This window comes from Akkermansia muciniphila, from assembly GCF_040616545.1.
In the GTDB taxonomy this organism is placed as follows: domain Bacteria; phylum Verrucomicrobiota; class Verrucomicrobiia; order Verrucomicrobiales; family Akkermansiaceae; genus Akkermansia; species Akkermansia muciniphila_E.
The window spans coordinates 1,496,968-1,523,698 of record NZ_CP156688.1 but is presented as its reverse complement, the minus strand read 5'-3'; the positions used below and the strand labels follow the sequence as shown (position 1 = coordinate 1,523,698).

Here is a 26,731-nt window from a genome sequence, read left to right as displayed (position 1 = left end):
ATCATGCAGACCACCGGGCCAATAAAATTTTTACACTCGTCCCAACCGGAAAAAACGCTATATTATTTTCAGGAACCTCCTATTATTGCATGAGCCTGCACATTGAAAGTACAGAAGAAGCCCTTACGGAACTGAAGAAGCAGCGCGTCAAGACGCTGGCCGCCGCCTTCTCCGTCTCCTTCCTCGGCGTTGTCCTCATGGGCCTTCTCCTTTATCTGGTTCACATCATCGTCGCCGTTCCGGAAGATCCGCCCATGGTGGCTTACGCCACCCAGGAAGGCGACAATCCGGACATTGACACCCCGGAAGTGACCCCGACCACCCAGCGTCCCAGCAGTTCCTCCACCGCCGCGCAGGTGAAGGTCATTGCCGCCGTAGCGTCAGCTGATGTGGCCGTCGTCAATCCGGACATTGAAGTGGAGGTCCCCTCGGAAGAGCTTTCCATGGGCATCGACATCGGCGACGGCTTCGGCACCGGCACGGGGGACGGCGACGGAGGCGGCATTCCCGGCATCATCTCCAAGCGGTGCGACCTGAATGACCGCATGAAGCGCATCACGGAAAACGGCGGCACTCCCCAGTGCGAGGAAGCCGTGGTCAAATCCCTCAAGTGGCTCCAGAAGCAGCAGAACAAGGACGGCTCCTGGGGCGGAACTCCGCAGAACTACAAGTGCGCCATGACGGGGCTCGCCCTGCTCTCCTACCTGGCCCACTGTGAGACCCCCCTTTCCGAAGACTTTGGCGAAACCGTCCTGAAAGGCATTTCCTTCCTCGTGGACCTGGGCGTGAAGAACCCCGTCCTTTCCCTGGTGCCCCAGAGGAATGAGGTCAGCTATGACCACGCCGTGGCCACCTACGCCCTGTGCGAGGCCTACACCTTCTGCAAGCAGATGGACATTCCCTCCATCACCAACCTGGAAAAAGTCGTCATCAAGGCCGTAGACAAGATTCTGGACAACCAGAACGTGGACGGCGGCTGGGCCTATAATTACAATACCAAGGCAGGAGCCCATACGGACCTTTCCGTCACGGGCTGGAACATCCAGGCGCTCAAGGCGGCGGAGCACGGCGGCATCAAGCCTACCAAGGGTGAAATACGCACCGCCCTGCGCAAGGCGGCCTCTTATTGCCGCAAGTGCGGCAAGCCCGACGGCCTGTTCACCTACATGCAGGAAGGCCGGGAAGACGCTACGGCCCGCCCCTCCCTGGTGGGCGTGGGCGTGCTCTCCCTGCAAATGTGCGGCAACGGTTCCGACAGCACGGCGCGCAAAGGCCTGGACTGGATGCTCAAGAATACCAGCCAGCCCTTTAACTGGAAGGCGAACAACACTTCCTCCAACCTGTACCAGCATTATTACGGCGTGCAGGCGGCCATGAACCGCGGCGGGGACGTGTGGAAGGCTTACAACAGGGCCTTCCGGGATTCCACCCTTGGCGCACAGGCTTCCGACGGCAGTTTTGCCCCGAACGGCTTCCCCGGTCCGGGGGGCCTCGTGAACACCAACGGGGGCAGCATCAATGACAAAATCTACCGCCAGTGCCTGGCTACACTGATGCTGGAGGTATATTACCGCTTCCTCCCCGGGACGGGAGAAGGCACCAAGAATTCCTAATCTGATTGACATACCGGCGCGTCTGGTTTTAGTATGCTGCCAGCCTCGTGAACAGGCAGGCCAGCAGCATTTACCCGTACCCTGGCAATTCTCCTCCATTTTCAAGAATGCGGGAGCATTGGCAGGTACACCAACCAGACACGTCCCTCTATGAGTCTCCATATTGAAAGTACCGATGAAGCCCTTACGGAACTGAAGAAGCAGCGCGTCAAGACGCTGACCGCCGCCTTCTCCGTCTCCTTCCTCGGCGTTGCCCTTATGGGCCTTCTCCTTTATCTGGTTCACATCATCGTCGCCATTCCGGAAGATCCGCCCATGGTGGCCTATGCCACCCAGGAAGGCGACAATCCGGACATTGACACCCCGGAAGTGACCCAGACCACCCAGCGCCCCAGCAGTTCCTCCACCGCCGCGCAGGTGAAGGTCATTGCCGCCGTTGCTACGGCGGATGTGGCCGTCGTCAACCCGGACATTGAAGTGGACGTCCCCTCGGAAGAACTCTCCATGGGCATCGACATCGGCGACGGTTTCGGTACCGGCACGGGGGACGGCGACGGAGGCGGCATTCCCGGCATTCTTTCCAAGCGCTGTGACCTGAACGACCGCATGAAGCGCATTGCGGAAAACGGCGGCACCCCCCAGTGTGAGGAAGCCGTGGTCAAATCCCTCCGCTGGCTTAAAAAGCAGCAGAACAAGGACGGCTCCTGGGGTGAAGGCCAGTTCCGCGCTTCCATGACCGGGATTTCCCTGCTGGCCTACCTGGCCCATTGTGAAACTCCTCTTTCCGAGGAATTCGGAGAAAACGTCCTGAAAGGCATTTCCTTCCTGGTGGACCTGGGAATGAAGAATCCCGTGATTTCCGAAAAACCTGCCTTGAAGGAGATCTGCTATGACCACGCCGTGGCCACCTACGCCCTGTGCGAGGCCTACACCTTCTGCAAGCAGATGGACATTCCCTCCATCGCCAACCTGGAAAAAGTCGTGATCAAGGCCGTGGACAGGATCATAGACGCCCAGTGCCCCAACGGGGGCTGGGGCTACAGCTATAACAACAAGATCAATCCGGACATTGACCTTTCCGTCACGGGCTGGAATGTCCAGGCGCTCAAGGCTGCGGAGCACGGCGGCATCAAGCCCACCAAGGGTGAAATACGCTCCACGCTGCGCAAGGCTTCCAGCTACGTGCGCAAGAACGTGATGCCGGACGGCAAATTCGCCTACAAGGAAAACGGCAACATGCCCCGTGCCTCCCTGGTGGGCGTGGGCGTGCTCTCCCTGCAAATGACCGGCAACGGTTCCGACAGCGCGGCCCGCAAGGGTCTGGACTGGATCAAGAACAACGTTAAAACCCTCCAATGGGGACAGGGTTCCGGCACGGAAAACGTCAAGAGCAACCTTTACATGCACTATTACTGCGTCCAGGCGGCCATGAACCGCGGCGGCGATGTATGGACCTCCTACAACAAGGCATTCCGTGACGCCGTGCTCAGCGGACAGAATGCGGACGGCAGCTTCAGGAAGAATGATGTAGGGTACGTTTCCGGCCTGACCAACAAGTCGGAAAGCATCTACCGCCAGTGCCTGGCTACGCTGATGCTGGAAACCTACTACCGCTTCCTGCCCGGTACGGGGGAAGGCACCAAGAATTCCTGACGCCATTCACCGGCTTTTTTACAGCCCTCTTTTTCCTTCCGGGAAAAGAGGGCTTTTCATTTACCTGACGCCACGTGCGGAAGGCGGCAGCCCCTCTTCTCCGGCAGCCCGGCGCCTCTTAAGTAACAAATTAATAACAACACACTAAATACAAGCATATTATAAATTTCATACTTGCATCTGCACGCGCCTGGAGGGATGGTGAAATCCTAATAAAACCCCATCCCATCCATGAGCCTGCATATTGAAAGTACGGAAGACGCCCTGGCGGAACTGAAAAGACAGCGCGTTAAAAACCTGGCCGCGGCGGTATCCGTTTCCGTCCTCGGCGCCGCCATGATGAGCCTCCTGCTCTATCTGGCCAATATCATCACCTTCGTCCCGGAACCTCCGGCCACGATCGTTTATCCGGCGGTTGTGGAAAAAGGAACGGAGGAACCGGAAAGACCGGAGCTCGTCCAGAAGACCCAGCGCCCCAGCAGCCCCGCCATGGAGCAGCAGGTAAGAGTCATCGCCACGGATGCAGCCCTGGATACGGCCATCAGAATCCCGGACACCGAAATGGACGAGCCCTCAGAATCACTCCTGTCAGGCATCGACATCGGCCATGACTTCGGGCCCGACGACAACGAAGGGCCGGGATCAAACCGCCCGGACATCATCATCCTGTCCAAACGCTGTGATCCGAACGACCGCATGAAGCGCATCACGGAGAACGGCGGCATCCCCCAGTGTGAGGAAGCCGTGGTCAAATCCCTCAAGTGGCTCCAGAAGCAGCAAAACAAGGACGGCTCCTGGGGAGACGGCCCACAGAATTACAAGTGCGCCATGACGGGCCTTGCCCTGCTCTCCTACCTGGCCCACTGTGAAACCCCTCTTTCAGAAGATTTTGGAGACACTGTCCTGAAGGGAATCTCCTTCCTGGTGGACCAGGGGATGAAATCTCCCGTCATTTCCCTGGTTCCGCAAATGAATGAGGTCAGCTATGACCACGCCATCGCCACCTACGCCCTGTGCGAGGCCTACACCTTCTGCAAACAGATGGACATCCCCACCATCGCCAACCTGGAAAAAGTAGCCGTGAAGGCGGTGGACCAGATCATGAAGGGGCAGAACTCCAACGGGGGCTGGGCCTATCATTACAACACGCAGCCCGGCGCCCATACGGACCTTTCCGTCACGGGCTGGAACGTCCAGGCGCTCAAGGCGGCGGAGCACGGCGGCATCCAGCCCACCAGGGGCAAAATACGCACCGCGCTGAATAAGGCGGCCATGTACTGCCGCAAGACGTCCCTTTCAAACGGACTCTTCTCCTACCAGGAGAACGGCAATGAACCCAGGGCCTCCCTGGTGGGCGTAGGGGTGCTTTCCCTTCAGATGTGCGGCAGCGGCTCGGACAGCGCAGCGCGCAAAGGCTTGGACTGGATGCTGAGGAACACCAATAAGCCCTTTAACTGGAAAGCCGGAAACACCACGTCCAACCTCTACCAGCATTATTACGGAGTACAGGCGGCCATGAATCGCGGCGGCGACGTATGGAAGGCCTATAACCACGCCTTCCGTGACGCGGTGCTGAAAGCCCAGTCTTCTGACGGCAGTTTCATGCCCAACGGATTCGGAGGCCCCGGCGGCGTTGTCCAGACCAGCCGGAACCGGCATGCCAATGACCGGATTTACCGCCAGTGCCTGGCTACGCTGATGCTGGAGGTATATTACCGCTTCCTCCCCGGAACGGGGGAGGGCACCAGGAATTCCTGAACTGCCTCCCTGCCGGACAGGAGGCAGCCGCCGGAAGAAGGCCCCGCACGCCGGGAGGACTGGCCTTCTTCCGGACCGGCTGCCTGTAAATCCTGACTTGACCGCGGCTCTTTCTCTTGTTATTCATACGGTTTCCATTTTCCAACGACGTGAATAACAATTCTTCCATTCTTTTCGGCCTTTTTGATGAATTTCTTTGGATCCGGTGTTCCGGGCGGGGAAGTTTTGCCAACAGCCCCACCGTCAAATCCTTGGGGGATGACTATATCGCTTCCGGAGGGCGCCTGATCGTCATTGATCTGGAAACCTGTTCCGGGATTGACTCCACCTTCATGGGAACTCTTGCGGGGCTGTCGCGCAGGCTGCTTCCCATCGGCGGAGCCGTGCAGATCGCCTCCCCCAGCGAACGCTGCCTGTGCGCGCTGGAAAGCCTGGGGCTGGACGCCCTGCTCAGCATTGAGCCGCCTACGGCTCCCTGGCGGGGGAAAGTGGACCAGATACGCGCCAGCCTGAGTGCGGAAACCGCCCCCACCGTCCATCTGGACGCGAAGGACCAGACACTGCACGTTCTCAATTCCCACCTGACGCTGAGCGAATTGAGTGAAGAGAACGAAGAGAAATTCCGCAACGTGACCGACTGCCTGAAGGAGGAACTGGAACGGCAGAAGGACAAATAATCCCTCCCCCATTCCACATGGACATGCGCTCCATGGCCTCCCTGTACGGGGATGCCCTTTCCGCCGCGGAGAAGGAAGAGCCGGACGCCGTAAGGGAGAATGCCTGTTCCCTCCGTCCCGGACTTCCGGACGAACGGACGCTCCAGCTTCTGCTGCTGGAAGGCAGGTTCGGAGCCTTATTTACGGATGACCTGGGCAGGGACATCCGCATTCTGGACTTTGGGGACTGGAACAGATCGGCAGGTCCGGATTTCCTGAACGCCCGGGTACAAATAGACGGCGTGCCACAGTCCGGTGACATTGAACTGGACCCGGCCCCGGAAGACTGGGAACGCCACGGGCACGGCTCCAATCCGGCCTTTAACGGAGTCATTCTGCACCTGGCCTGCACGCCCAGCCGCCGGGAATGGTTCACCCGGAATGCCAGGCATGAACGCATACCCCTGGCCGTCATTCCTCCCGCCGCGCTGGCCCTGGCGGGAACACCGCCGGAAAAAGCGCCGGAACGCTGCTGCCGCCATGCCGGCGAGCTGGATGCCATGGCTCCGGAAGTTCTGGAAATCCTCCTTCAATCAGCGGCGGCCTACCGATTCCGGAACAAGCACCGCCGCCATGCGGAACGCGCCGGATACGCAGGAGAGGAGCAGGCCCTTTTTGAAAGCCTGGCGGAAACGCTGGGCTACCATGCCAACAAAACCGCCATGCGCCACCTGGTCTTGCGCGCGCCCCTGCGCGCCATCCGGGAATGCCCGGAAGCCCTTCTCTTTGGCGCGGCCGGATTCCTGATTCCCGTTCTGCCGGATTCCTGCACGCCGGAGGCCGTAGCCCACCACAAGAAGCTCTGGACGGAATGGTGGCCCCTCCGGGAACAGTTTGAACTGGCGCCGGACCGTACCTTCCCCTGGACGCTCTCCGGCAGCAGGCCGGCCAACCACCCGCAGAGGCGCGTGGGAGCGCTGGCGGTCATCGCCGCAGATTTTGACACCTTCAAGCGGCTTTGCCGCCCCGGCCACGGGGATGGCCTGGCGGACTATCTTTCCTCCCTGACGCATCCTTACTGGAGCACCCATGTGACCCTGCCCTCCGCCCCGTCCCCGCGCCCCATGGCCCTGATGGGGCGGGACAGAATCCAGGCCCTGGCCATCAACCACCTCCTGCCCGCGGAAGGCGGTGAACGCGCGTGGGAACATTACCTCTCCCTCAGGGCCGGACAGGCGGGAGCAAAGGTGCTGGCCGTCCATCAATCCCTGCTGGGCCGCAGGCCGGACGCAAAGGCTTTTCTTGCGAAAGAATGGCACCACCAGGCGCTGCTTCAAATTCATGAAGACCTGTGCTCCCGCCGTTCCTGCCCCCTCTGCACCCTGACCGGGCAGCTGAAAAAGCAATGAGAGAGCGCCCTGCTTCCTTTCCCGGACCAACCGTACCAAACGCGGAGTTTATCCCGCCATGGCTTCAGCGGAATAAAAAACTTCCAGCTTCCTCCTGAGGAAGCTGGAAGCCATGAATATTTTTTCTAAGGGAGATTACAGCCCCGGCAATAAAACCGCCTTGTTACCTGGCCACGGCCTGCGCCGCTTCCGCAACGGGCTTCAGAGGCAGGGTCTTCACGCGAGTCATTTTTCCATTGACGCGCACGGGCACCACCTTGGGCTGGTCGGAATAAAGCTTCAGGTTGCTCACCTTGCCGTTCTTCCAGGTGAAATCCACGGTGACATTGCCGCGGGCTTTCAGCCCCTTCACGGAGCCTTCCGGCCATGCCTCCACGGGAGAAGGCATGATGTCCAGCCCCCCGGCGTGGGACTGCACCAGCATTTCACAAATGCCGCCCACAATGCCGAAGTTGCCGTCCATCTGCATGGGCGGGTGAGTGGTGAGCATGTTCGGCAGGGTGTTATGCTTCAGAAGCCCCTGCACCATTTCATGAGCCTTGTTCCCGTCCCCCAGGCGGGCCCACAGCGCCGTGCGCCACGGCCACGTCCAGGAACGGCGGCTGTCTCCGGTGGTGCCGCGCCATTCCAGGGAAAGGCGGGCGGCTTCCGCCAGCTTGGGCGTCTTGAGCTTGCTGATCTGGTTGCCGGGGAAGACGGCAAACAGGTGGGACGTGTGGCGGTGGTCCGTCTTGGGGATGCGGTCAATCATCCATTCCTGAAGGTTCCCTTCCTTGCCTATCTTGTTGCCGGCCAGCCTCTTCAACTTGCCTTCCAGGCTCTTGGCCCAGGAGGCATCCTTGCCCAGGATGCGGGCCGCCTTGATCGTATTGGTAAAGAGTTCCGCAATAAGCTGCTGGTCATGCATCACGCCGTCTTCACGGGGGCCGTGTTCCGGAGACCAGCCGTTGGGGGCCACCAGGGTGCCGGCCTTCACGTCCGCCAGGTCCTTCTTCTCCTCTTCGTTCGGGTCCTTGCCGTTCGTCTTGAATCCTTCGCCCCTGGCGCCCAGTTCCTTCAAATGGTCTTCCCAGAAATGGCAAATCTCCTTCATGAGGGGATAGGCCTGCTTTTCCAGATATTTCTTGTCACCGGTGAACGCGTAATGCTCCCAGATATGCAGCGCATACCACGCCGCGCCGGGAATGTTCCACTGCCAGCCGTTGCCGCCGAAAATGTTCTGGGAGGTACGCACCGTCCAGCCGCGCACGGGCTTGCCGTCCTTGGTATTGAATCCCTTGTTGGCCTGGGAAACGTCGCGGCAGCCGGGAGCCATGGCTTCCACATAATTGATCAGCGCCTCATGGCATTCGGACAGGTTGGCGGGTTCCGCCCCCCAGTAAGCCATCTGGACATTGATGTTGTTGTGGTAGTCACAGGCCCACGGCGGATTGAGATAAACATTCCAGAGCCCCTGGAGGTTGGCCGGAAGCGTGCCGGGCCGGGAACTGGACAGAAGCAGGTAACGGCCATACTGGAAAATGGTTTCTTCCAGATCGGGGTCCACCGGATTCTTCTTGTAGGCTTCCAGACGCTTCGGAATGGGCAGTTTGGCCACGTCCGCATCCGTCTTGCCAAAGTTGACCTTCACCCGGTCAAACATGGATTTGTACTGGGCGATGTGGGCCTGCTTCATGGCGGCATAATCCCCGGCCGCGGCCTTGGCCGCATAACGGTCCAGCTTTTTGGCGGGAGCCTCTCCCTTCCAGTCCTTTTTATAATCCATCAGGTAATCCGTCTCCATGGCGACAATCACCATGCAGGAGTCCGCATTCTTCACGGAAATCTTATCATCTGCCGTGGAAAGCGTACCGCCTTTGGGACGCACCAGGACGCGGCCTTCATAGCTCATGCCGTTTTTCAGGGTTCCCTTCCACGTGATGACGGGGCCCTTGGCGGAGATTGCGGATTCAAGCTGGCTGTTGATGGAAAAGTCCGCGCTGAACTGGCCGGGCTTGCTGGCCTTGTACTCCAGCACCAGCACATTGGCGGGCGTGCTGGCAAAGGCCTCCCGGTCATACGTCACGCCGTCCGACTTGTAATTCACCTTGTGAATACCGTCGCGCAGATCCAGGGCACGAGTAAAATCCTCCACGGAAACGGAAGCCGGCTGGTCCCCCTTCTTGAAATCCACGAACAGGTCCCCGAAAGGCAGGTAATTGCCGAACTGGTTGGTTCCCGCGTTAAGCCCGTAACCGTATCCGCCGCCGGGATTGGCTCCGCCGGACCAGAGGCTGATTTCATTCAGGGCAAACCGCTCGCGGTTGGGCGCGCTGAAAATCATGGCCCCCACCCGGCCGTTGCCGATCGGATACCCTTCAGCTTCCCAGACGGCGGAAGGTTTCTTGTACTTGCCGAAGTTGCCATCAGGGTTCTTGTCCTCCTGCGGATATACTACCACGGCAGGCTGGTCAGACCAGATCAGGTTGGAGGCGGAAGGCTTGTCCAGAGCGCCCCACCCCAGGGAAATGGCGCTCACGGAAAGAGCAGATAAGAAAAGAGATTGGAGATGCATGCTTTGATAAGGATGTCACAAATATACTGCCGCCGCAATCTCTATCTTTCAGCCTTTCCAAACTTATTGGTATGGCCTGGTCCCCCTCTCTCTGCCTTTTTCTCCCCGCCCCGGGGCCTTTTTCACTAATGGTAGCGAGGACAGTAAATTTCCTTGTCTTTAAGGGGGGCGCCTCTACTTTAGACAACCATGTTTAAACGCCTTCTCTCCGCACTTTTTTCCCTGGCTCTTCTGGGAACTGCCTCCGGAATATCCTCTGCCGGGATCACCGTCCCGGACATCCTGAAAGACCGGATTGCCCTGAAAAAGACAGCCCATCAGCTCAACGTCGTGTACTTCCTGGGCAGTGATACGAAGCCCGTACCGGACTACGAACGCCGCCTCAGTGAACTGCTACTTTATCTTCAGCAGTTTTACGGCAAGGAAATGCAGCGGCACGGCTACGGCGCGCGCTCCTTCGGCTTGGACATGAAATCCCCCGGCCGCGTGAACATCATTGAATACAAGGCCAAGAATCCGGCGGCGCATTATCCGTATGAAAACGGGGGCGGCTGGAAGGCGGCGCAGGAACTTGACGAGTTTTTCAAGGCCAATCCGGACAGGAAAAAAGGACAGCACACCCTGGTCATCATGCCCACCTGGAATGATGAAAAGAACGGCCCGGACAATCCCGGCGGCGTTCCCTTCTACGGCATGGGCCGCAATTGCTTTGCCCTGGATTATCCGGCCTTTGACATCAAGCACCTGGGCCAGAAAACCAGGGAAGGACAACTGCTGACCAAATGGTACGGCGGCATGGCCCATGAGCTGGGGCACGGCCTCAATCTGCCCCACAACCACCAGACCGCCTCCGACGGTAAAAAGTACGGCACGGCCCTGATGGGCGCGGGCAACTACACGTTCGGCACCAGCCCCACCTTCCTTACCCCCGCCAGCTGCGCCCTGCTGGACGCCTGCGAAGTATTCTCCGTCACTCCGGCACAGAAATTCTACGAGGGCAAGCCGGAAGTGGAGGTCAAGGACACGGCCATCTCCTTCAAGGGAGACCAGATTCTCATTTCCGGCAACTACAAAAGCCCCCAGACGGTCAAAGCGCTGAATGTCTATGTGCAGGACCCGCCCTATGCGGTCAACCAGGATTATGACGCCGTTTCCTTCTCCCAGCGCCTGGGAAAAAAGAGCGGCAAGTTTTCCATGAAGATTGACAAGAAGGAATTGGACGGACTGACCAACAATGAATTCCGCATTTCCCTCATGTTCATCCTCGCCAACGGATTACAGATGCAAAAGCACGTCACGTTCCACTGGGACGCCCTTCAGGACTACAGGGACGAACCCAAATCCTGAACCGGATTCCCCTTCCATGGGCGGATGCCGCAGAAGCGCCGGCATCCGCATTCCGTGAGGCCCTTATTCCTTCAAACTGGTGCGCCAGCCGGAAGCGTGCTGATAATAATAAACCGCCTCCTTTTCCAGCTCCTTCATCCGGTCATCCGGCTTCACAGGTTCTCCGTCACGGAAAAACTCCGCGCCGCGCTGGGGTTTGAGTACCACCATGTCCCTTCCCTTCAAGTAGCCGATGTACTGGTAATTGCTCACAAAATACCGGGACTGGTAGGAGGGTTTCAAGGCGTCCTTTCCGTAAAACGCCGCATCATACGGCCATTTCAACAGGCCGAGCAGGGTAGGCAGCACGTCAATCTGGCTGACGGGCGTCTCAATCCGTGCCGGCTTCAGTAGGGCCGGAGCGTAGAAAATGGAGAAAATGCGGTGCGTTTCCGGATTAAGCGTCTGTTTCCCGGCGCTGCCCGCGCCGTGATCCGCCACAAACACGAAAAGCGTATGGTCAAACCAAGGTTTGCCCTTGGCTTCCTCCACAAAGGCCCCCACGGCATAATCCGCGTACTTGACGGCGCCCATGCGCCCGGTATGGGAAGGAATGTCTATGCGCCCTTCCGGGTAAGTATAGGGGCGGTGGTTGGATGTGGTGAACACCACCTGTAAAAAAGGAGAACCGCTTTTGAAGGACTTGTCAGCCTCACGCACGGCGCGGCGGAACAAATCCTCGTCACAGACGCCCCAGATGGTGGAATGGGTTACCTCCGAATCATCCATGGAATTGCGGTCCAGAACCTGGAAGCCGTTGTTCCCGAAGAAGTAATTCATGTTGTCAAAATACCCGTACCCTCCGTAAATCCACTTGAGGTCATACCCCTTGTCCCTGAATATGGACCCGATGGTCTGCAAATGCTCGTTCCCTTCCTGGCGGAGGATGGACATGCCGGGCAGCGGGGGCATGGACGTGCTGACGGCTTCCAGCCCGCGCACGGAGCGGGTGCCCGTGGCATAGGTATTCGGGAAGAAAATGCCTTCCCTGCCCAGACGGCTCAGGCACGGGGTGACGTTCGCGCCATCCTCCCGGCACTCATTTAAAAACTCCGCCCCCATGCTCTCCATGACCACGACCACCACGTTAGGACGGAGGGCTTCCCCGGAGGGACGCACCTGCCTCTTCACGCTGCCGGAAGCGGCGTCCGGCACGGACGTGTCGTCCGCCGTAAACTCTCGGGCCAGAAACGCCGCCGCATCCGCGTCCGGCAGCGTCTTGTAATAGTCGCGGTAATCCAGTTCATTCTTCAGGAAGGCGCTGAACAGGCTGTAAAGGCCGTCCTTGGCCATCTCCGAGTTATAGCGGTTGTTCACGGCGTCCGCATCCTTGATGTCCACCAGCCAGTACCCCCCCGTCATGCACACCAGCAGGAACAGCACCACGCCGCCCCGCTTCCATCCTGCGGGAGCTTCCCCGCGGCGGGGAATGAGAAACCGCTTCATCCCCCAGACGGCCAGAACGGAGACGGCCAGAACGCCGATGAGAATCGGAATGATGGGGTAGGATTCATAAATGTTCCCGATGACCTCCTTGGTATAAATCAGGTAGTCCACCGCAATGAAATTGAAACTGGCCTCAAACTCATTCCAGAAAAAGGCCTCCGCCACGTCCTCAAACAGGTTGGCGAGCACAAACAGGAAAAACCATGTGCAGGTAATCCACCGGTCCGCCTTTCCACCCGCCTTCCCGCGCGGCAGAATCCACAAATACACGGCATAAGGCAGCAGCCAGTAGCACATGGTGATGGAGAACTCCGTCACGAAAATATACGCCGTCTTGAGAAGGGGAATTACCCCGAAATCCATGTTCCGGTATTCAAAAAACACCGTGAACAGATTCTCCAAAGCCTCAATACCGAACGCAAACAGAAGGAACGGCCAAAACCTTCCCCAATAATAACGAATCATTGCCCCTGGAAATATGATAGACGGTGCCTGCCGTCAATGCTCCATCATAGCATTACCGCGGTATGGGTGTCATTCCGCAGCGGGGCGCCGGATGTGCGGAGCCCTTACACCACATCCAGGGCGGCGTCCCAGTCTTTCCAGACAGGCTCCAGCCCGGCGTTCCGGATGGCGCCTACCACCTGTTCCGGAGTACGCTGGTCGGAAATCTCAAACTGCTCCGTAGCCTTGCAGCGGCCTTTCCTGTCTTCCGGAAGGTCCACCTGGTTGCCCCGCACCGTCAAATGGGCGGTGGCCGTTCCCACCCCCGTGTAGCCCCCCGGCTCCGTGCGCGCAATGGCGGACATGTGGGTCATGCCCAGATTCATGAGGGCGTTCCTCATGGGAGCGGGTTCACGGGTGCTTACGGACATGCCGATCCTGGGGAAGCAGATGCGGAGGGCGGCCATCAACTGGACAAAGTTCCGGTCATCCAGCATCAGTTCCGGGTCCGGCTCATACTCGTAATTTCCGGCGTAGGGCCGCATGCGCGGGAAGGCCACGGAAAGAGCGGACTTCCAGCAATGCTTCTGCAAATAATCCAGATGGGTGGCCAGCGCCATGGCCTCCCTGCGCCAGGGGGACAACCCGAACAGAGCCCCTATCTGGATGCGGCGGAAGCCGCCCTGATAGGCGCGTTCCGGGCAATCCAGCCTCCAGTTGAAGTTCTTCTTCATTCCCGCCGTGTGCAGAGTTTCGTACACCTCCCGGTTGTAGGTCTCCTGGTACACGGCCAGTTGTTCCGCCCCGTGGTGGACGATCTCCGCATAGCGGTCATCCGGGAGCGGCCCTATTTCCAGCCCCAGGGACGGAATAAAGGGATGCAACGCGTCCAGGCATTCCTGCATGTACCCGTCTGAAACGAACTTAGGGTGCTCCCCGGCCACCAGCAGGATGCTGCGCAGCCCCAGCCCGTGCAGGTAGCGGGCTTCCTGCACCACTTCATCCACCGTGAGGGTGGTGCGGATGATGGGATTGTCCCGTGAAAAACCGCAGTACTTGCAGTTGTTAATGCACTCGTTAGACAGGTAAATGGGGGCAAAGAGACGGATGGTCCGGCCAAAATGCAGGCGCGTCAGCCGGCGGCTCTCCTGCGCCATCGCCTCCAGCCGCGAGTCGTCCGCGGGTTCCAGCAATGCCATGAAGCGGCGCACCAGGGGAGAGGGCCGGTCCATCAGACCGTTTAATTCTTCAGAAAAAGACATGGGAGAAATAAGGTAAAAAGTGAGATAACGGCTGCTGGAAGGCATTACCATGCCTGAACCGGAGGCATTCAATTTGCCCCCTCCTCCGCAAGGGATTCCATCTTTTACCGTGTCATTCCCGGGGGAGGCTCTGCGCAGGAAGGAAGGCGTACCCTGCAAATCATCGTGACAGACGGCCTCCCATGGACTAATCTGGCCTTATCCTCCCATGACCGCCACGCCGAAGAGCCTTTTCCGCCATTATCTCGACTCCCTGATTCAACGGGGGACGACGCGCGCCAGCCTGACGGATGAAGCCAGAAATGTTCTGCGGACATGGTATGTGGCCGCTAAACAGGGAGGACGCCCGGCTGTTGCGGCAGCGGCAGCGGCCGTCACGCCGGCTGTCCCGGAACCGGCGGCACCACCGCAGCCTGGCCCGGCGCCCGCGCCTTCCGCAACCCTGGAACTCCTGCCGGAAAACCGGGAACCGGCCTCCACCGTCACGCTCCCGGAGGGGACGATGGAAGACAAGCTGCAATACCTCCGGGACCTGGCGCAGAACTGGCAGCCGGCCAGGGAGCTCAATTCCCTGCGGGACACCATGGTCTTTGCTACGGGCAATCCCCACACGGAGCTCATGCTCATCGGGGAAGCTCCCGGCTATTATGAAGAAGTGCAGCAGGAGCCCTTTGTGGGCCGCGCCGGGGAAAAGCTCAACCAGATTTTGAAGGCCATGGGACTCTCCAGGGACATGGTTTACATCTCCAACATCGTCAAATTCCGCCCTGCCCTCCCCAACCAGCGGACCAACAACCGCGCCCCCACGCCGGAAGAAATTGAAGCCTGCCTGCCCATCATCATGCATGAAATCCAGGTCATCCAGCCGAAGATGATCGTTGCCCTGGGCGGAACCGCCGCCGTAGGTCTGCTGGGCATCCAGGGATCCGTCAGCTCCATGCGCGGCAGATTCCATGAACTCAACGGCATTCCTGTGCGCGTCACCTACCATCCCAGCTATCTGCTGAGATCAGACAATCCCCGGGAAAAGCGCAAGGTCTGGGAAGACATGCTGGCCGTCATGGAACGGATGGGCATGCCCGTCTCCGAAAAACAGCGCAGCTACTTTCTGCCCAGGGAATAAACCCCGGAGACTCCTGCATGGCAGGAAGCATAAGCACGCCCCGGCGCATTCGGGCTCCATTCTCCCAAACGCGGCTATGCAGCCCCTGGCGGGAGCTTCCAGCAATCCGCTGGATGAGGGGAACTGCTTGCGGACAAAAAAGGCGTGGTTCTTCATTGCCGTGCGGATACGGCAATGAAAAACCCGGGAAAAGTGGATATTCCCTTCTGGAAAACCTGCATCACCCAAAATGCGGCCATGATCCAGCTCCCGGGCCGGAAAGCGCCGGCGAGGGACAGTCCTCAAGAGGTTTCAGGGGCCAGCCGTTTATTCTTTCACCAACTCCAATTTCCCGTTGGAATCTTTTCCTCCCACAGAACGCACCCGGGCTCTGAGGGAACACCCGTTGTTGGCGTGAATTCCTTTGGGAAGAGAGAGCTTGTAGAAAATTCCACGGGAAGGTTTCCCCGCCAATCCGGCATGCTGGTCCCGGGCGAGCACTTTGTCGTTTCCCAGGAGTTCAACCCGGTCTATTTCCAGAGCATGGTTTCCGGAAGTGAAGACGAACCGTACCCCGCGGAGCTTCTCAAGATCCGCGGAAGAAACGGGCCATTCCAGGTCACTCCATTCCGTGGATACCGTCGCGGAAGTCCAGTTTCCTATAACTGATTTGGCGGCTTTTCTTTTCAGGGAAGCGGGGAGGGGAGGCGCCTCCCGGACAGCCTGGCGGCAGGCCTTGATGAGGTCTTCAGGCCTGTGTGCGGGACTTATGCCGGTGGAACGAACCCATTTTTCCTCCCATGTGCCCATATCCGGGTTTTTGTCCGAAAGGCGGCTCTGGATAAAATGCTCCCAGCGCGGCAGATAATAGTCACGGATAAGACCGCTCCATATTTTTGCGGCGTAGTCGTCTACGGGAGGGCCCCATCTGCTCACCAGACGCCTGGCGTTTTTTTCATACTCGTCTTTTTCCTTCGGAGAAGTTCCGTGAGACCGGGCGAACGCTATCCAGCGCGACAGCCTCCAGGTAGGGTGCCCTTCCAGAAGGGAATCTGCCTGAAGGGCGTATTTACGGAAATAGTCCATGCACTTTTCCGCGTTTTCCTGATCCTGTTCATCCAGAGCTTCCAGAGCGGCCTGGATGGCTTCATTCATGCGTATCCCCAGGTAATGGACAGCCATCTCGACGGCATCCTGGCGGAACAGGGGAGATTGCTCCAGGCCACGGGTATTGACGAACAGGGCAAGCCCCCGCAGAAAGTCTTCACTTACGTTAACGGAACAACTGCGGGTGCCGGGTTTCATTTGCCAGTTGAAACGGGGATGGTCTTTCAAGTTGGAATAGGCCGTGCGGCGCAGCAGGGCCCAGGCCTCCTTCAAGGTATCCGGATAATTTCCGTACCTGGCCCGGCAATAATTTTCCAGATATTGCTCCACGTCCTCCTGGTGATTCCTCCATGCGGCATCCGTGACCAATTCGTAAATCACGTCATTGTTTTCTATTCCTTCCGGCGCCATGCCCATCCCTGCGAGACGCCCTTTGGAGGAAGAATTCAAGGCTTCCAGATGACCGTTGGCATAAAAATCCAGTACCCCGGTCATGGCGCATTTGCCGCCCATATTGGGAACTACGCTGTATACCCAGGGTTTGTTGAAAAAGCCCTTAAAAACATCCCAGTTCATGCCGTTGCGCCAAAAGGTTTTGTTATAATCCGCCGCCAAGTCCAGAAGGAGCATTTTATCGTCCGGAACTTTGCTGAGCAAAGCCTTCAGGGTATCTGCATTCCAGATGTTGCGCTGGTATCCGAACATCCATCCCTGCATGACCCATACCGCATCCGGATTATTGGAGGAAATGGAACGGTAGATTTGTTCTCCAAGCGAACTGAGCATATTGTCGCGGGCTTCCGCATTCCCTTGGTTCACGGGAAGTTCCATTTCATTGAAGGAATCTGCCAGAAAGTAAGTGTTCTTCCCGAATTCCTTTTGCCATTCCTTCATGTACAGGTTCCCTATCTTGAGAAAAAGAGGCTCCTCCGGAGAAAGAAGATGGGCGTGGTTTTTTTGGGGCCATCCTCCCACCCCAGGCGGTGAAGCTTTACTTCCGGATAAAGGCGGCGTATTCCCTGGGGAACGAAACCGGAAAAAGCCGGGCAGACGGGAGTCATGCCCAGGGATTTCATTCTGTGGAGAATACGGTGCTGCAAGGCGATTTGATCCTTGTGTCAGCTGGCGGGAAGGGTGCCGTCATGATTGACTATGTTTCCCATTCGCTGCCAGGGGAGATGAGCCGGGCCCGTATAAAACTCCTGTATTTCTTTCTCCGTCAGTCCAAGCTGCTTCCATACCCGGACGGCAATCCCCTCCGTGGCGACTAACGCCAGGGGCATATTGATGCCGTGCAGGGCCATCCAGTCTATTTCCCTTTCCCAGCGTTCCCATGTCCAGTAGGGCATTGTATAGCCATAGGTAACCACATTGAAATAATAGTGGTGGCGGAAAGGGGAAACAATGCGGCGCAGCGCAGTATCCGGCAGCTGTTCCGGCCAGCGAATGTCCTTGTTGTCCCAGGATACCATTCCCAGATGGTTCTTTTTCAGAAAATCATAGAATCCCCGGCAGAGGGCCGTACCGCTGCTTCCCCGGATCGTCAGGACTTCTCCGGAGGACTTCGTCTCGAAGACATCGTGTCCGTTTTCTTTTTCAATAATTTCCAAATGCAGTTTTTCCGGGGTGCCGGCCAGGGCAGGAACGGCGCGCATCATTACCGCGCGCGCGGCTTCCCGTTCCCTGTTTTTCTCCATATCTCCTGCGAAGGCGTGCAGGCTTACCAGCAGCATAAGGAATAAAATTTTTGAAAAGGAAAAAATCATAGTTGCGAATATACGCAGGCTAAGGAATTACCCTTTCAGGATATGGAGGATTTATGCCGTGGAATCCGGCAAAGGAAAAGGCCCCTGCATGGTGCAATGCAGGGGCCTTGGCGGGAAAGCTTGATGACTTTTACCCCTCCCTGGGCTCCGCGGCGGTTCTTGCGCGGAGCTTCGGGCCTGGGTGCGGTTTTGTCCTTGGCGTGGAGCAAAGGGGCTCTTATTCCCCCCGCCGGAGGACAGCGCCATTGCTGGCGTTGGTGGCGAGCTGGCGGTAACGGCCCAGCCAGGAGGAGGAAACCTTATTGTAAGAAGGCTTCCAGTCCGCACGGCGGCGCGCGATCTCATCTTCACTCAGATGGGCGTTCAGTGTACGGTCCGGGATGGAATACTCAATGATGTCCCCGTTCCGCAACAGGCCGATCAGGCCGCCTTCCGCCGCTTCCGGGGAAATATGGCCGATGCAGGCGCCATGGGTGGCGCCGGAAAAACGGCCGTCCGTGATCAGCGCCACTTCCGCGCCGAGGCCCTGCCCCATGATGTAAGAGGTGGGGGCCAGCATCTCCTGCATGCCGGGGCCGCCCTTGGGCCCTTCATTGCGGATGACGACCACGTCCCCGGACTTCACCTTCCCGGCAAGAATGCCTTCGCAGGCTTCCTCCTGGGACTCGAAAATCACGGCGGGGCCGCTGAAGCTCATCATATCCGGATGCACGCCGGCCTTCTTCACCACGGCGCCTTCCCGGGCCAGGTTGCCGAACAGGATAGCCAGGCCGCCGTCACGGGAATAAGCCTTTTCCAGAGGATGGATGACGGTTTCATCCGTAATGCCGCAACCTTCCACGGTTTCACCCAGCGTCTTTCCGCTGACGGTGACGGCATCCAGATGGAGGGCGCCGGGAATGCGGGCGATCTCATGGATGATGGCGCTTACGCCTCCGGCGCGCAGGACGTCCTGCATGTGGAAATGGGAGGAAGGGGCCACCTTGCAGATATTCGGGGTACGTCTGGAAATGTCATTGATGCGCTGGAGGTCATATTCCACCCCGGCTTCCCGGGCGATGGCCAGCGTATGGAGAACGGTGTTGGAGCTGCCGCCCATCGCCATGTCAATCGCAAAGGCGTTGTCAATGGCGTCACGGTTCACGATGTCACGCGGCAGGGGGCCGTCCGCCTTCGCCATTTCCACGGCGCGGCGCGCGGTCTTCTTCCAGAACTCCTTGCGCTCCTCGGACGTAGCCAGCAGGGAGCCGTTGCCGGGAAGGGCCAGGCCGATCACCTCACTCAGGCAATTCATGGAATTGGCCGTAAACATGCCGGAACAGGAACCGGCGCCGGGACAGGCGCGGCATTCCAGGGAATGGAGTTCCTCCGCATTGATCTTTCCCGCCTTGAAACGGGCCACGGCCTCAAACACGCTGTTCAGGTCCAGCACGGTGCCGTCCTCCGCCATGCCTGCGGCCATGGGGCCGCCGCTGCAGAAAATGGTGGGAATATTGCAGCGCAGGGCGCCCATGATCATGCCGGGAACAATCTTGTCGCAATTCGGGATGCAGATCATGGCGTCAAACGCGTGGGCGCTCAGCATCGTCTCCACGCTGTCCGCAATCAGTTCACGGCTGGGCAGGGAAAACTTCATGCCGCCGTGCCCCATGGCAATGCCGTCACAAACGCCGGGCAGGTTGAACTCCACGGGGGTTCCCCCGGCCTTGCGCACTTCCTCCTTAATGAGGGCGGCTACCTTGTTCAGGTGGACATGGCCCGGAATCACCTCATTAAAGGAATTGCAAATGGCAATGAAGGGACGGCTTAAATCTTCATCCGTCATTCCCGTGGCACGCATCAGACTGCGGTGCGGCGCACGCTCGAAACCTGCTTTAACTCTATCGCTTCGCATAACAATATATTGTTGCGGAGCAAGTGTATCACATGACGCAGGGAAGAGAAGTTGAATCTAGGCCAGCCTTGCAAAACGGAAACGCCTCCGTTACAGTCTGTTTGCATCAGGAAAGGCCTTATGCACCCGGGAATGCCCTCCGGACGGGGAAATGTGAACGAATCGTCACATCTAATATCGGGACACGGCCCCTCCCCTCATCGTAAAAAACAGCCATGGCAACCATTCTTATCGCTGAAGACGATCACGCCATCTCAGACCTAGTGGCCTACAACCTGGAACGCGCAGGCCACACGCCCCTGGCGGCTTACGACGGGCTTACCGCACTGGAAGTGGCGCGCAGGGACAAGCCGGAACTGATCCTGCTGGACCAGATGATGCCCGGCATGGACGGCCACGGCGTGCTGCGGGAACTGCGCCGGGACAGCCGAACGCAGAACATTCCCGTCATCTTCCTGACCGCCAAGGCCCAGGCGGAAGACCGCATCCAGGGGCTGGAGCTGGGCGCGGACGACTATGTGACCAAGCCGTTCAGCCCCAAGGAGCTTGTACTGCGCGTAGCCAGCGTGCTGAAACGGTGTGAACACACGCCGGGCAGCGTCATTGCGGAATACGGCCCCTTCACCTTTGACAAAAACGCCCTCAAATTCTACATCGACAAGGAGGAAGTGGAACTGACAGCCACGGAATTCAAGCTCATGATCTACATGGTTGAACGGGAAGGCCAGACCCTGAACCGCAACGACCTGCTGAGCTGCGTATGGGGGTACAGCCACCAGGCCCAGAGCCGCACGCTGGACACGCACATGAAACGGCTGCGCCAGAAACTATCCTCCTATGCGGACTGCATTGAAACCGTCCGCAGCATCGGCTACCGCTTTACTCTGCCGGGGCGCCGACCGCCCAGGGAAGAAGCCTAACGTTCAGGTTCCATGTCGGCCATCGACTACATCCTCATCATTCTGGTTCTGGCCTCCCTGTACCTGAACTGGCATCTGGTCCAGGTATGCCGGTCCGCCATGAAAGCCAGGAAAAAGGCCCTGCGGGACGCACAGCGGCTGCTGAAGCGCGGAGAGGAAGCCCAGGAACAGGCCATTGCAGATAAACGGCGCTTTCTGGAAGCCCTGGGGGAGGCCTTCCTGCTCATCGGACCTGCCGGACACATTGTGCTGGCCAATACGCTGGCGAAAGAACTCTTTCAGGAAGACCGGCTGGAAGGACGCAAAGTGGACGCCCTGGTCTGCAACCAGGAACTGCTGGGGCATGTTCAGGAAGCCTTTGACACGGACGGCCCCGTCACCAAGGAATTCACGCTGAGCGCTGCCAATTCCCCCGGCGGCGTGCAAAACGGCATCACGGCCTGGCACCTGGACAGCGCCATCACGGACACCCCGATCAGGGAAAAGCGCATCCTGCTACGCAACGTCACGCAGAACTACCTCACCAACCAGATGCGCCGGGACTTCGTGGCGAACGCCTCCCACGAGCTGCGCACGCCGCTCACCATCATTGTGGGGTATCTGGAAAACCTGATGGAGGACGACCTGGTGGAGGAAAGCCCCGGACTGGCGCACAAATTCATCGGCGTCATGCACCAGAACAGCCAGCGGCTCATGAACATCATTGAAGACATGCTCATGATCTCCAAACTGGAATCAGGCCACAAGGCCATCCTGAAGGAGCAATGGTTCCACATCACCTCCTGCGTGGACGACGTCTTCTCCCGCCTGGACTCCATCCGGGAGAAAAAACAGGCCGTCCTTCACATGGACATTCCGCCGGACTGGGAACTCTACGGGGACCCCTTCTACTGGACGCAAGTCCTGTTCAACCTGGTGGAAAACGCCCTCAAGCAAAATACGGCCCCGGGCCTCTCCGTCACCGTGGCGGCAGCCAGGACGCCGGAAGCCTGCGTCATCACCGTCACGGATACGGGCGTAGGCATCCCCGCGGAAAGCCTCCCCTTCCTCTTCAACCGCTTTTACCGGGTGGAAACCCACCACTCCTCTGAAATCAAGGGAACGGGCCTGGGCCTTTCCATCGTGAAACGCGCCGTGGAAGCGCACGATAGCGCCATCACCGTCTCCAGCGTCCCCCACCGGGAAACCGTCTTCACCATCACTATCCCCCTGAAACGGTTCCGGGAAGAAGCAAAGGCATCATAAAAGAACAGTCAAAAATATTTGACTCCAAATTCGGAAGACAAGTTAATATCTTTGATCTATTTTCCAGTCTAAGAGAGAATAGACGATCGTTCCCCAATTTCTCTATTTAATGCTCAGCATGGGCTTCCGCATAACGTACCAGCGATTTTTTGTCTCCCAGCTGGTCAGCCACTTTCAGACCTATTTCCGCCATTTTCTTGCGTACGGAAGCCTTGTCCGCCTCTTTCAGCCATGCAGTCAAGCAAGCATCGGCCCGCGCGGACAGCTGTTTGTCTTTCCACAAGTCAAGCACCTGGCCATAAAATCCAAGAAATTGGAGAGCCGTTTTTTCATGGTTCAATAATGGAGGAAGCGCCTTTTCCAATACGGCGCAGGTCTGCACCCTCACCTTACGGTCCACCTTATTCTGCTGGTAAAATTTCAGCCAGTTTTTGAAAAAGATTCTCTTGGTTTTCACTTCATAAGGCAACTTTCCGGCCATGTCCGGAATATCCTTCCGGGCTAAAGCACAAAAATTACGCATATAGGCATCCACGGAATCCCACGATTCATTTTCCGCCAGCAATCCGGGATAAACGGCATAACCATTCGCCTTTTTCCAATCAAGCCCCAGTTCTTTTTTCAGAAAATACTCCCACAAAGTGGGATTCCCAGGAAAGGCCTCCTTGAACTCTTCCAACAAAGCCAGCTTGTCTTTCTCCGCCAAACGGCCCTTCCTCCTCATTAAGGCCTGCCATGCGGGATAATTGGAAGCATTCCGTTTCAACGCCTCTTTCAGCAGTACTTCCGCCTTCTGTGAATCGGCAGCCAGCAAGGATAAATAATAACAGAGATTGGATGCAGCGGCATCCTTCCCCTTCCAAAAACGGGGGAGCTCTGTAATCGTAGAAACGGAACCTTGCCACGGTCCGCCGGAACCGCCTTCCGACCATATCCAGCCGTAAATGTTATTTCCTATCTTCCATTCTCCGTCTGCCCCCTTCCACACAAAGGCGCAATGCCCTGGCTGGCCGATCGTGTAGGAGGGAATCCCCTTCGCCTTCACAAACCCGGCCGCCCCTTTGGAAACGGCGCCGCACACGCCTCCATACTCCACGTAAATCTGTAAGGAAATCGGTTTGTGATCGTAAAACGCTCCACCCGCATGCACGCTGATTCCCTGCTTATTCTTCATCCGGTAGGGAATCAGACCGCAACAGGCATACCCTGCGTTCCCCGCCTTGATCTTCTTTTTGCCGGCCAGGTAATCCTGTGCCCAGGCAAGCTCCTCAATACTTTCCCTGCCCCGGAAAAGTATGCCGAATTCCCACGGTTCCAGCGTAATGAACTGCGGAAACAATTTCTTTTCCGCAAAAGACTTTTTGTAAAAATCGTACCGCGCTTCGCATGCCTCCGGCTCCCGGGACGTGGAAATCAACGCCGCACCCAAGGCCATGTTAAGGCCAACACCGGAAAGTTCCTTCCCTTCCTTCAGCCAAATGTTACGCAAAACAGCCAGCGTATTTTTCCCAGAAGCACGGGCAAAAGAAAGTTTTTCAAACACCTCTGGATGCTCCAACAGCCACTGCACATACTCCTTATCCTTCAACTCATGCAGAAGATACGTCCTTTCTTTTCCCACCAGGGAAAAGAAATGGGCCATATAACAGGCCCGGACCATACCCCGGTCCTGTAGCAACGCCTCTACAGAAAACGTCTTCTGAGCCTCAAACTTCTTCTGCACATACTGACGGCACAGCCCGGCAATATTCCTCACATCCCCTCCATCCATCTGCCACGCCAGACGCTGCTGCGGCAACTCTCTCCTCTGCAATGGAATTAGAAAGAAAAAGAAAAGTAGAAGGAATCTTACCATGAAATTTTATTATTTATCTTGGTGTTGTTATTTAAGTCTTTTTTATCCCTGCCTATCCTACTCTTATAAAGATATTCCGTTTTAAAACCCCTACTTTACAGATTGCATAGTTAATCTTCTTGTCTCGTAAATAAAATATACAAGAATAAAAACCCAATCATTTCTACAATATATATCTTTAAAAAATTTGTCTTCTATAAGAAATTCATTTTTCTACACTAATCATTCCAGGAGCAATTTCTTTCAATTTAATCTCATGTGTTTTTTTATATTCATTAATATAAGACGACACGTCAAACATCAGTACTTTAGTATTATCTTCTTTTTCCAATCGGATCCGATCAATAAACTTTTTCCCGAATACCCATGTGGCCCTCGAAACTATTTGGTAATCAGGAAAATGTTTCTCCAGATAATCCTTCTGTGCCTTCAAAACTTCCTTCTCAGTTTTAGCGTCTCTCAATTCAATAGGAAAATGATAGGAGCTCCCTTTTTCTTCATCTTTTTTTATACTTTGTTTTTGTTTACGGATATCCCTAGAAATTTTAATAATTTCTTTTTTATTATGATCGCGAAATTTCTTCATATAATCCGTAATATCAAAACACGCTTCTATTACATTTCCCTGTTCATTTTTTAAATATACAGTTTCAATGATTGATTCCTTACTGGAAATATCCACTTCCTTATCACCTATACTATAGCCAGGATAATTTGTTGTCACATAATTTTCAATCCAGCTATCAAGCTCTCTCCGGTTTTTTACACCTTCTATAACGACAGGAGAAGAAGATTCATTCTTTTCCAAATTCACTTCCTCGTTCATGGCAACTTTATGTATCATGTCCTTTTCATGGGCATAAAGAAAACCTGCAGAAAGTAAAATGATATTTGTTAATATAATTTTTTTCATAGTATTTTATCAATTATGTTTTTCACATTCTTCTTTAAGTTCCTTTTTGAATTTTTCAAGAAGATCCCTTTTTGCTTTAGAGACGGCACTTTGAGCACTTTTTTTCCCTTCAACATCCGGTTTGAAAAAATCCTTCATCCCATCAGCTAAATGTTCTTTCACCCCCGTTATCCAAGGAGTTTTAAATTTATGATTATGAACAAATCTATAGGCATACCACAAATGAACATGATAAGTATGCTTCATGGAAGCACCTATAAGATGATCCATATCTACTATCCCGGTTTCTGCTCCCAAAGCTTCAGTAAGAACAGATTGTACCATATCCGCCAACATTCCCGCTGCAATATTAGGAGGGGTAGGGGCTTCTTCACCCCATGGAGTGAAAAATGCAAGATATCTCCTTTCTACGCGACATCTTTCCTGATCAGCCACAGCATTTCCCACAAAAATCAGTAATATAGAGATTATCAAGATATGCGCACGCCTCATAGTTTTCTCTTAGAAGGGTATGCATAAAAAAGAAAATATCAATATCATTTACATATGAAACCAAATTAATATTCTTTGACTCATTCAGATACATAAAAACGGCGTCCTTCCGTGGTACGGAGGACGCCGGGATTTTCCGGAAATCGGATAGACTGCCAGTTTGAGCAGCGAAGCGCACAAACCTTAGGACTTGTAACGCAAACGCTTCTTGTGACGGTTCTGACGCATGCGCTTGCTGCGCTTATGCTTGTTGATTTTTGCTTTACGGCGTTTTTTGAGCGATCCCATGATTGTGGTTCGTTTGTTGTTTTACTGTGGTGAGAAAAAAGTTAGTAGACCAGCTTGTTGAGCGGGTATTCAATGATGCCTTCCGCGCCCAGGGCCTTGAGCTGGGGAATGATATCCCGCACGACGGATTCGTCAATGACGGTTTCCACGGCCAGCCAGCCTTCTTCCGCCAGATGGGAGATGGTGGGGCGGCGCAGGGACGGCAGGGCTTCCACCAGGCCGTTCAGGGAAGCCGCGGGGAGGTTCATTTTCAGGCCCACTTTCCGGCGGGCTTCCAAGGCGCCCCTGAGCATCATGACCAGGCTTTCCAGTTTCTGCTTCTTCCACTCGTCCTGCATGGTTTCCCGGTTCGCGATGAACTGGGGGTAGGAGGTCATCAGGGTGTCCACGATGCGGAGCTTGTTGGCCTTGATGGAGCTGCCCGTTTCCGTGATGTCCACAATGGCGTCCACCAGTTCCGGCACTTTCACTTCCGTGGCGCCCCAGGAGAATTCCACATGGGCCTTGATGCCTTTTTCCTGAAGCCAGCGTTCCGTGATGCCCACGCCTTCCGTGGCGATGCGCTTGCCTTGCAGGTCATCCGCGCAGGTGATGGGGGAGTCTTCCGGAACCACCAGCACCCAGCGGGTGGGCTTGGAGGTGGCCTTGGAATATTGAAGGTCCGTCAGCACTTCCACGTCCGCGCGGTTTTCATAAATCCAGTCGCGTCCGGTAATGCCGCAGTCGATGAAACCGTCATTGACGTAACGACCGATTTCCTGCGCACGGATCAGAAAGAGTTCCAGATCGTCGTCGTCGCAAGTCGGGCGGTACCCGCGGCTGGACACATATACATTGTAGCCGGCCTTGCGGAACAATTCCACGGTGGAGTCCTGCAAACTGCCTTTGGGAAGTGCTATTTTGAGTTTCTTCGACATGATGGGACGGGAATGAAAACCCACGCGGGCCTCATTGTCAAGTTTAGAACC

The 26,731-nt window shown here is 56.5% G+C and carries 19 protein-coding genes and 1 pseudogene; 9 read left to right on the top strand and 11 right to left on the bottom strand.

The window, feature by feature from the left end; genetic code table 11:
- Positions 1-89: 89 nt before the first annotated feature.
- From ABGM91_RS06245 to ABGM91_RS06225, 5 genes are all read left to right on the top strand, one after another.
- Positions 90-1,613, top strand: a complete 1,524-nt coding sequence (locus ABGM91_RS06245; protein WP_354834762.1) for a prenyltransferase/squalene oxidase repeat-containing protein — start codon at positions 90-92, stop codon at positions 1,611-1,613.
- A 150-nt stretch (positions 1,614-1,763) separates the two neighbouring features.
- Positions 1,764-3,266, top strand: a complete 1,503-nt coding sequence (locus ABGM91_RS06240; protein ID WP_354834759.1) for a prenyltransferase/squalene oxidase repeat-containing protein — start codon at positions 1,764-1,766, stop codon at positions 3,264-3,266.
- A gap of 231 nt (positions 3,267-3,497) precedes the next feature.
- Positions 3,498-5,024, top strand: a complete 1,527-nt coding sequence (locus ABGM91_RS06235) for a prenyltransferase/squalene oxidase repeat-containing protein (protein ID WP_354834756.1) — start codon at positions 3,498-3,500, stop codon at positions 5,022-5,024.
- A gap of 149 nt (positions 5,025-5,173) precedes the next feature.
- A complete protein-coding gene (locus ABGM91_RS06230; protein ID WP_180972510.1) occupies positions 5,174-5,701 on the top strand; it encodes an STAS domain-containing protein in 528 nt (175 codons plus the stop codon).
- Between the two features lie 17 nt (positions 5,702-5,718).
- Positions 5,719-7,089 (top strand): DUF2851 family protein, encoded by a 1,371-nt coding sequence (locus ABGM91_RS06225; RefSeq protein WP_354834753.1) that lies wholly within the window; start codon positions 5,719-5,721, stop codon positions 7,087-7,089.
- Positions 7,090-7,252: 163 nt separating this feature from the next.
- Here the strand turns inward: ABGM91_RS06225 and ABGM91_RS06220 are convergent, their stop codons facing one another.
- Positions 7,253-9,607 carry a glycoside hydrolase N-terminal domain-containing protein gene (locus tag ABGM91_RS06220; RefSeq protein WP_354834750.1) on the bottom strand — a complete coding sequence of 785 codons (2,355 nt, stop codon included), beginning with the start codon at positions 9,605-9,607 and terminating at the stop codon, positions 7,253-7,255.
- Positions 9,608-9,832: 225 nt separating this feature from the next.
- Between ABGM91_RS06220 and ABGM91_RS06215 the strand changes: the two genes are divergently transcribed.
- The gene (locus tag ABGM91_RS06215; protein ID WP_354834747.1) at positions 9,833-10,990 is read left to right on the top strand and encodes a hypothetical protein; all 1,158 of its coding nucleotides are present in this window, start codon (positions 9,833-9,835) and stop codon (positions 10,988-10,990) included.
- Positions 10,991-11,053: 63 nt separating this feature from the next.
- On the opposite strand, the gene ABGM91_RS06210 is transcribed toward ABGM91_RS06215, so the two are convergent.
- On the bottom strand, positions 11,054-12,838 hold the full coding sequence (locus ABGM91_RS06210) for a sulfatase-like hydrolase/transferase (RefSeq protein WP_354834744.1): 1,785 nt from the start codon (positions 12,836-12,838) through the stop codon (positions 11,054-11,056).
- Positions 12,839-13,044: 206 nt separating this feature from the next.
- Complete coding sequence (thiH, locus tag ABGM91_RS06205) at positions 13,045-14,181, bottom strand: 2-iminoacetate synthase ThiH (RefSeq protein WP_354834741.1); 1,137 nt, start codon at positions 14,179-14,181, stop codon at positions 13,045-13,047.
- A gap of 208 nt (positions 14,182-14,389) precedes the next feature.
- On the opposite strand from thiH, the gene ABGM91_RS06200 reads away from it, so the two are divergent.
- Positions 14,390-15,304 carry a uracil-DNA glycosylase gene (locus ABGM91_RS06200; RefSeq protein ID WP_354834738.1) on the top strand — a complete coding sequence of 305 codons (915 nt, stop codon included), beginning with the start codon at positions 14,390-14,392 and terminating at the stop codon, positions 15,302-15,304.
- Positions 15,305-15,610: 306 nt separating this feature from the next.
- Here ABGM91_RS06200 and ABGM91_RS06195 read toward each other — a convergent pair whose 3' ends face one another.
- The 3 genes and pseudogenes from ABGM91_RS06195 to ilvD all read right to left on the bottom strand — a co-directional run bounded on the left by ABGM91_RS06195 (position 15,611) and on the right by ilvD (position 20,050).
- The gene (locus tag ABGM91_RS06195) at positions 15,611-17,365 is read right to left on the bottom strand and encodes an alpha-N-acetylglucosaminidase TIM-barrel domain-containing protein (RefSeq protein ID WP_354834735.1); all 1,755 of its coding nucleotides are present in this window, start codon (positions 17,363-17,365) and stop codon (positions 15,611-15,613) included.
- Positions 17,296-18,045 (bottom strand): annotated as a pseudogene (locus tag ABGM91_RS06190) (alpha-N-acetylglucosaminidase TIM-barrel domain-containing protein). Before ABGM91_RS06190 ends, ABGM91_RS06195 begins: the two are co-directional and overlap by 70 nt.
- A gap of 328 nt (positions 18,046-18,373) precedes the next feature.
- On the bottom strand, positions 18,374-20,050 hold the full coding sequence (ilvD, locus tag ABGM91_RS06185; protein WP_354834732.1) for a dihydroxy-acid dehydratase: 1,677 nt from the start codon (positions 20,048-20,050) through the stop codon (positions 18,374-18,376).
- A gap of 215 nt (positions 20,051-20,265) precedes the next feature.
- Here ilvD and ABGM91_RS06180 point away from each other — a divergent pair, with 215 nt between their 5' ends.
- Both ABGM91_RS06180 and ABGM91_RS06175 read left to right on the top strand, forming a co-directional pair.
- Complete coding sequence (locus ABGM91_RS06180) at positions 20,266-20,970, top strand: response regulator transcription factor (protein ID WP_354834729.1); 705 nt, start codon at positions 20,266-20,268, stop codon at positions 20,968-20,970.
- A gap of 12 nt (positions 20,971-20,982) precedes the next feature.
- Complete coding sequence (locus ABGM91_RS06175) at positions 20,983-22,215, top strand: ATP-binding protein (RefSeq protein ID WP_354834726.1); 1,233 nt, start codon at positions 20,983-20,985, stop codon at positions 22,213-22,215.
- Positions 22,216-22,321: 106 nt separating this feature from the next.
- On the opposite strand, the gene ABGM91_RS06170 is transcribed toward ABGM91_RS06175, so the two are convergent.
- The 5 genes from ABGM91_RS06170 to hisG all read right to left on the bottom strand — a co-directional run bounded on the left by ABGM91_RS06170 (position 22,322) and on the right by hisG (position 26,680).
- Positions 22,322-24,070: a hypothetical protein gene (locus tag ABGM91_RS06170; protein ID WP_354834723.1), complete on the bottom strand. Its 1,749-nt coding sequence runs from the start codon at positions 24,068-24,070 to the stop codon at positions 22,322-22,324.
- Positions 24,071-24,275: 205 nt separating this feature from the next.
- Complete coding sequence (locus tag ABGM91_RS06165) at positions 24,276-24,983, bottom strand: hypothetical protein (protein ID WP_354834720.1); 708 nt, start codon at positions 24,981-24,983, stop codon at positions 24,276-24,278.
- A gap of 9 nt (positions 24,984-24,992) precedes the next feature.
- Positions 24,993-25,418 carry a hypothetical protein gene (locus ABGM91_RS06160; protein WP_354834717.1) on the bottom strand — a complete coding sequence of 142 codons (426 nt, stop codon included), beginning with the start codon at positions 25,416-25,418 and terminating at the stop codon, positions 24,993-24,995.
- Positions 25,419-25,658: 240 nt separating this feature from the next.
- A complete protein-coding gene (locus tag ABGM91_RS06155) occupies positions 25,659-25,763 on the bottom strand; it encodes a hypothetical protein (protein WP_012420149.1) in 105 nt (34 codons plus the stop codon).
- 41 nt (positions 25,764-25,804) lie between these two features.
- Positions 25,805-26,680 carry an ATP phosphoribosyltransferase gene (gene hisG / locus ABGM91_RS06150; RefSeq protein ID WP_102716003.1) on the bottom strand — a complete coding sequence of 292 codons (876 nt, stop codon included), beginning with the start codon at positions 26,678-26,680 and terminating at the stop codon, positions 25,805-25,807.
- Positions 26,681-26,731: the final 51 nt, after the last annotated feature.

Coding starts and splice junctions, on each gene's coding strand:
- ABGM91_RS06245 (WP_354834762.1), top strand. CDS start 90: ATGAGCCTGCACATTGAAAGTACAGAAGAAGCCCTTACGGAACTGAAG.
- ABGM91_RS06240 (WP_354834759.1), top strand. CDS start 1,764: ATGAGTCTCCATATTGAAAGTACCGATGAAGCCCTTACGGAACTGAAG.
- ABGM91_RS06235 (WP_354834756.1), top strand. CDS start 3,498: ATGAGCCTGCATATTGAAAGTACGGAAGACGCCCTGGCGGAACTGAAA.
- ABGM91_RS06225 (WP_354834753.1), top strand. CDS start 5,719: ATGGACATGCGCTCCATGGCCTCCCTGTACGGGGATGCCCTTTCCGCC.
- ABGM91_RS06215 (WP_354834747.1), top strand. CDS start 9,833: ATGTTTAAACGCCTTCTCTCCGCACTTTTTTCCCTGGCTCTTCTGGGA.
- ABGM91_RS06210 (WP_354834744.1), bottom strand. CDS start 12,838: ATGGATTTCGGGGTAATTCCCCTTCTCAAGACGGCGTATATTTTCGTG.
- thiH (WP_354834741.1), bottom strand. CDS start 14,181: ATGTCTTTTTCTGAAGAATTAAACGGTCTGATGGACCGGCCCTCTCCC.
- ABGM91_RS06200 (WP_354834738.1), top strand. CDS start 14,390: ATGACCGCCACGCCGAAGAGCCTTTTCCGCCATTATCTCGACTCCCTG.
- ilvD (WP_354834732.1), bottom strand. CDS start 20,050: ATGCGAAGCGATAGAGTTAAAGCAGGTTTCGAGCGTGCGCCGCACCGC.
- ABGM91_RS06180 (WP_354834729.1), top strand. CDS start 20,266: ATGGCAACCATTCTTATCGCTGAAGACGATCACGCCATCTCAGACCTA.
- ABGM91_RS06175 (WP_354834726.1), top strand. CDS start 20,983: ATGTCGGCCATCGACTACATCCTCATCATTCTGGTTCTGGCCTCCCTG.
- ABGM91_RS06170 (WP_354834723.1), bottom strand. CDS start 24,070: ATGGTAAGATTCCTTCTACTTTTCTTTTTCTTTCTAATTCCATTGCAG.
- ABGM91_RS06165 (WP_354834720.1), bottom strand. CDS start 24,983: ATGAAAAAAATTATATTAACAAATATCATTTTACTTTCTGCAGGTTTT.
- ABGM91_RS06155 (WP_012420149.1), bottom strand. CDS start 25,763: ATGGGATCGCTCAAAAAACGCCGTAAAGCAAAAATCAACAAGCATAAG.
- hisG (WP_102716003.1), bottom strand. CDS start 26,680: ATGTCGAAGAAACTCAAAATAGCACTTCCCAAAGGCAGTTTGCAGGAC.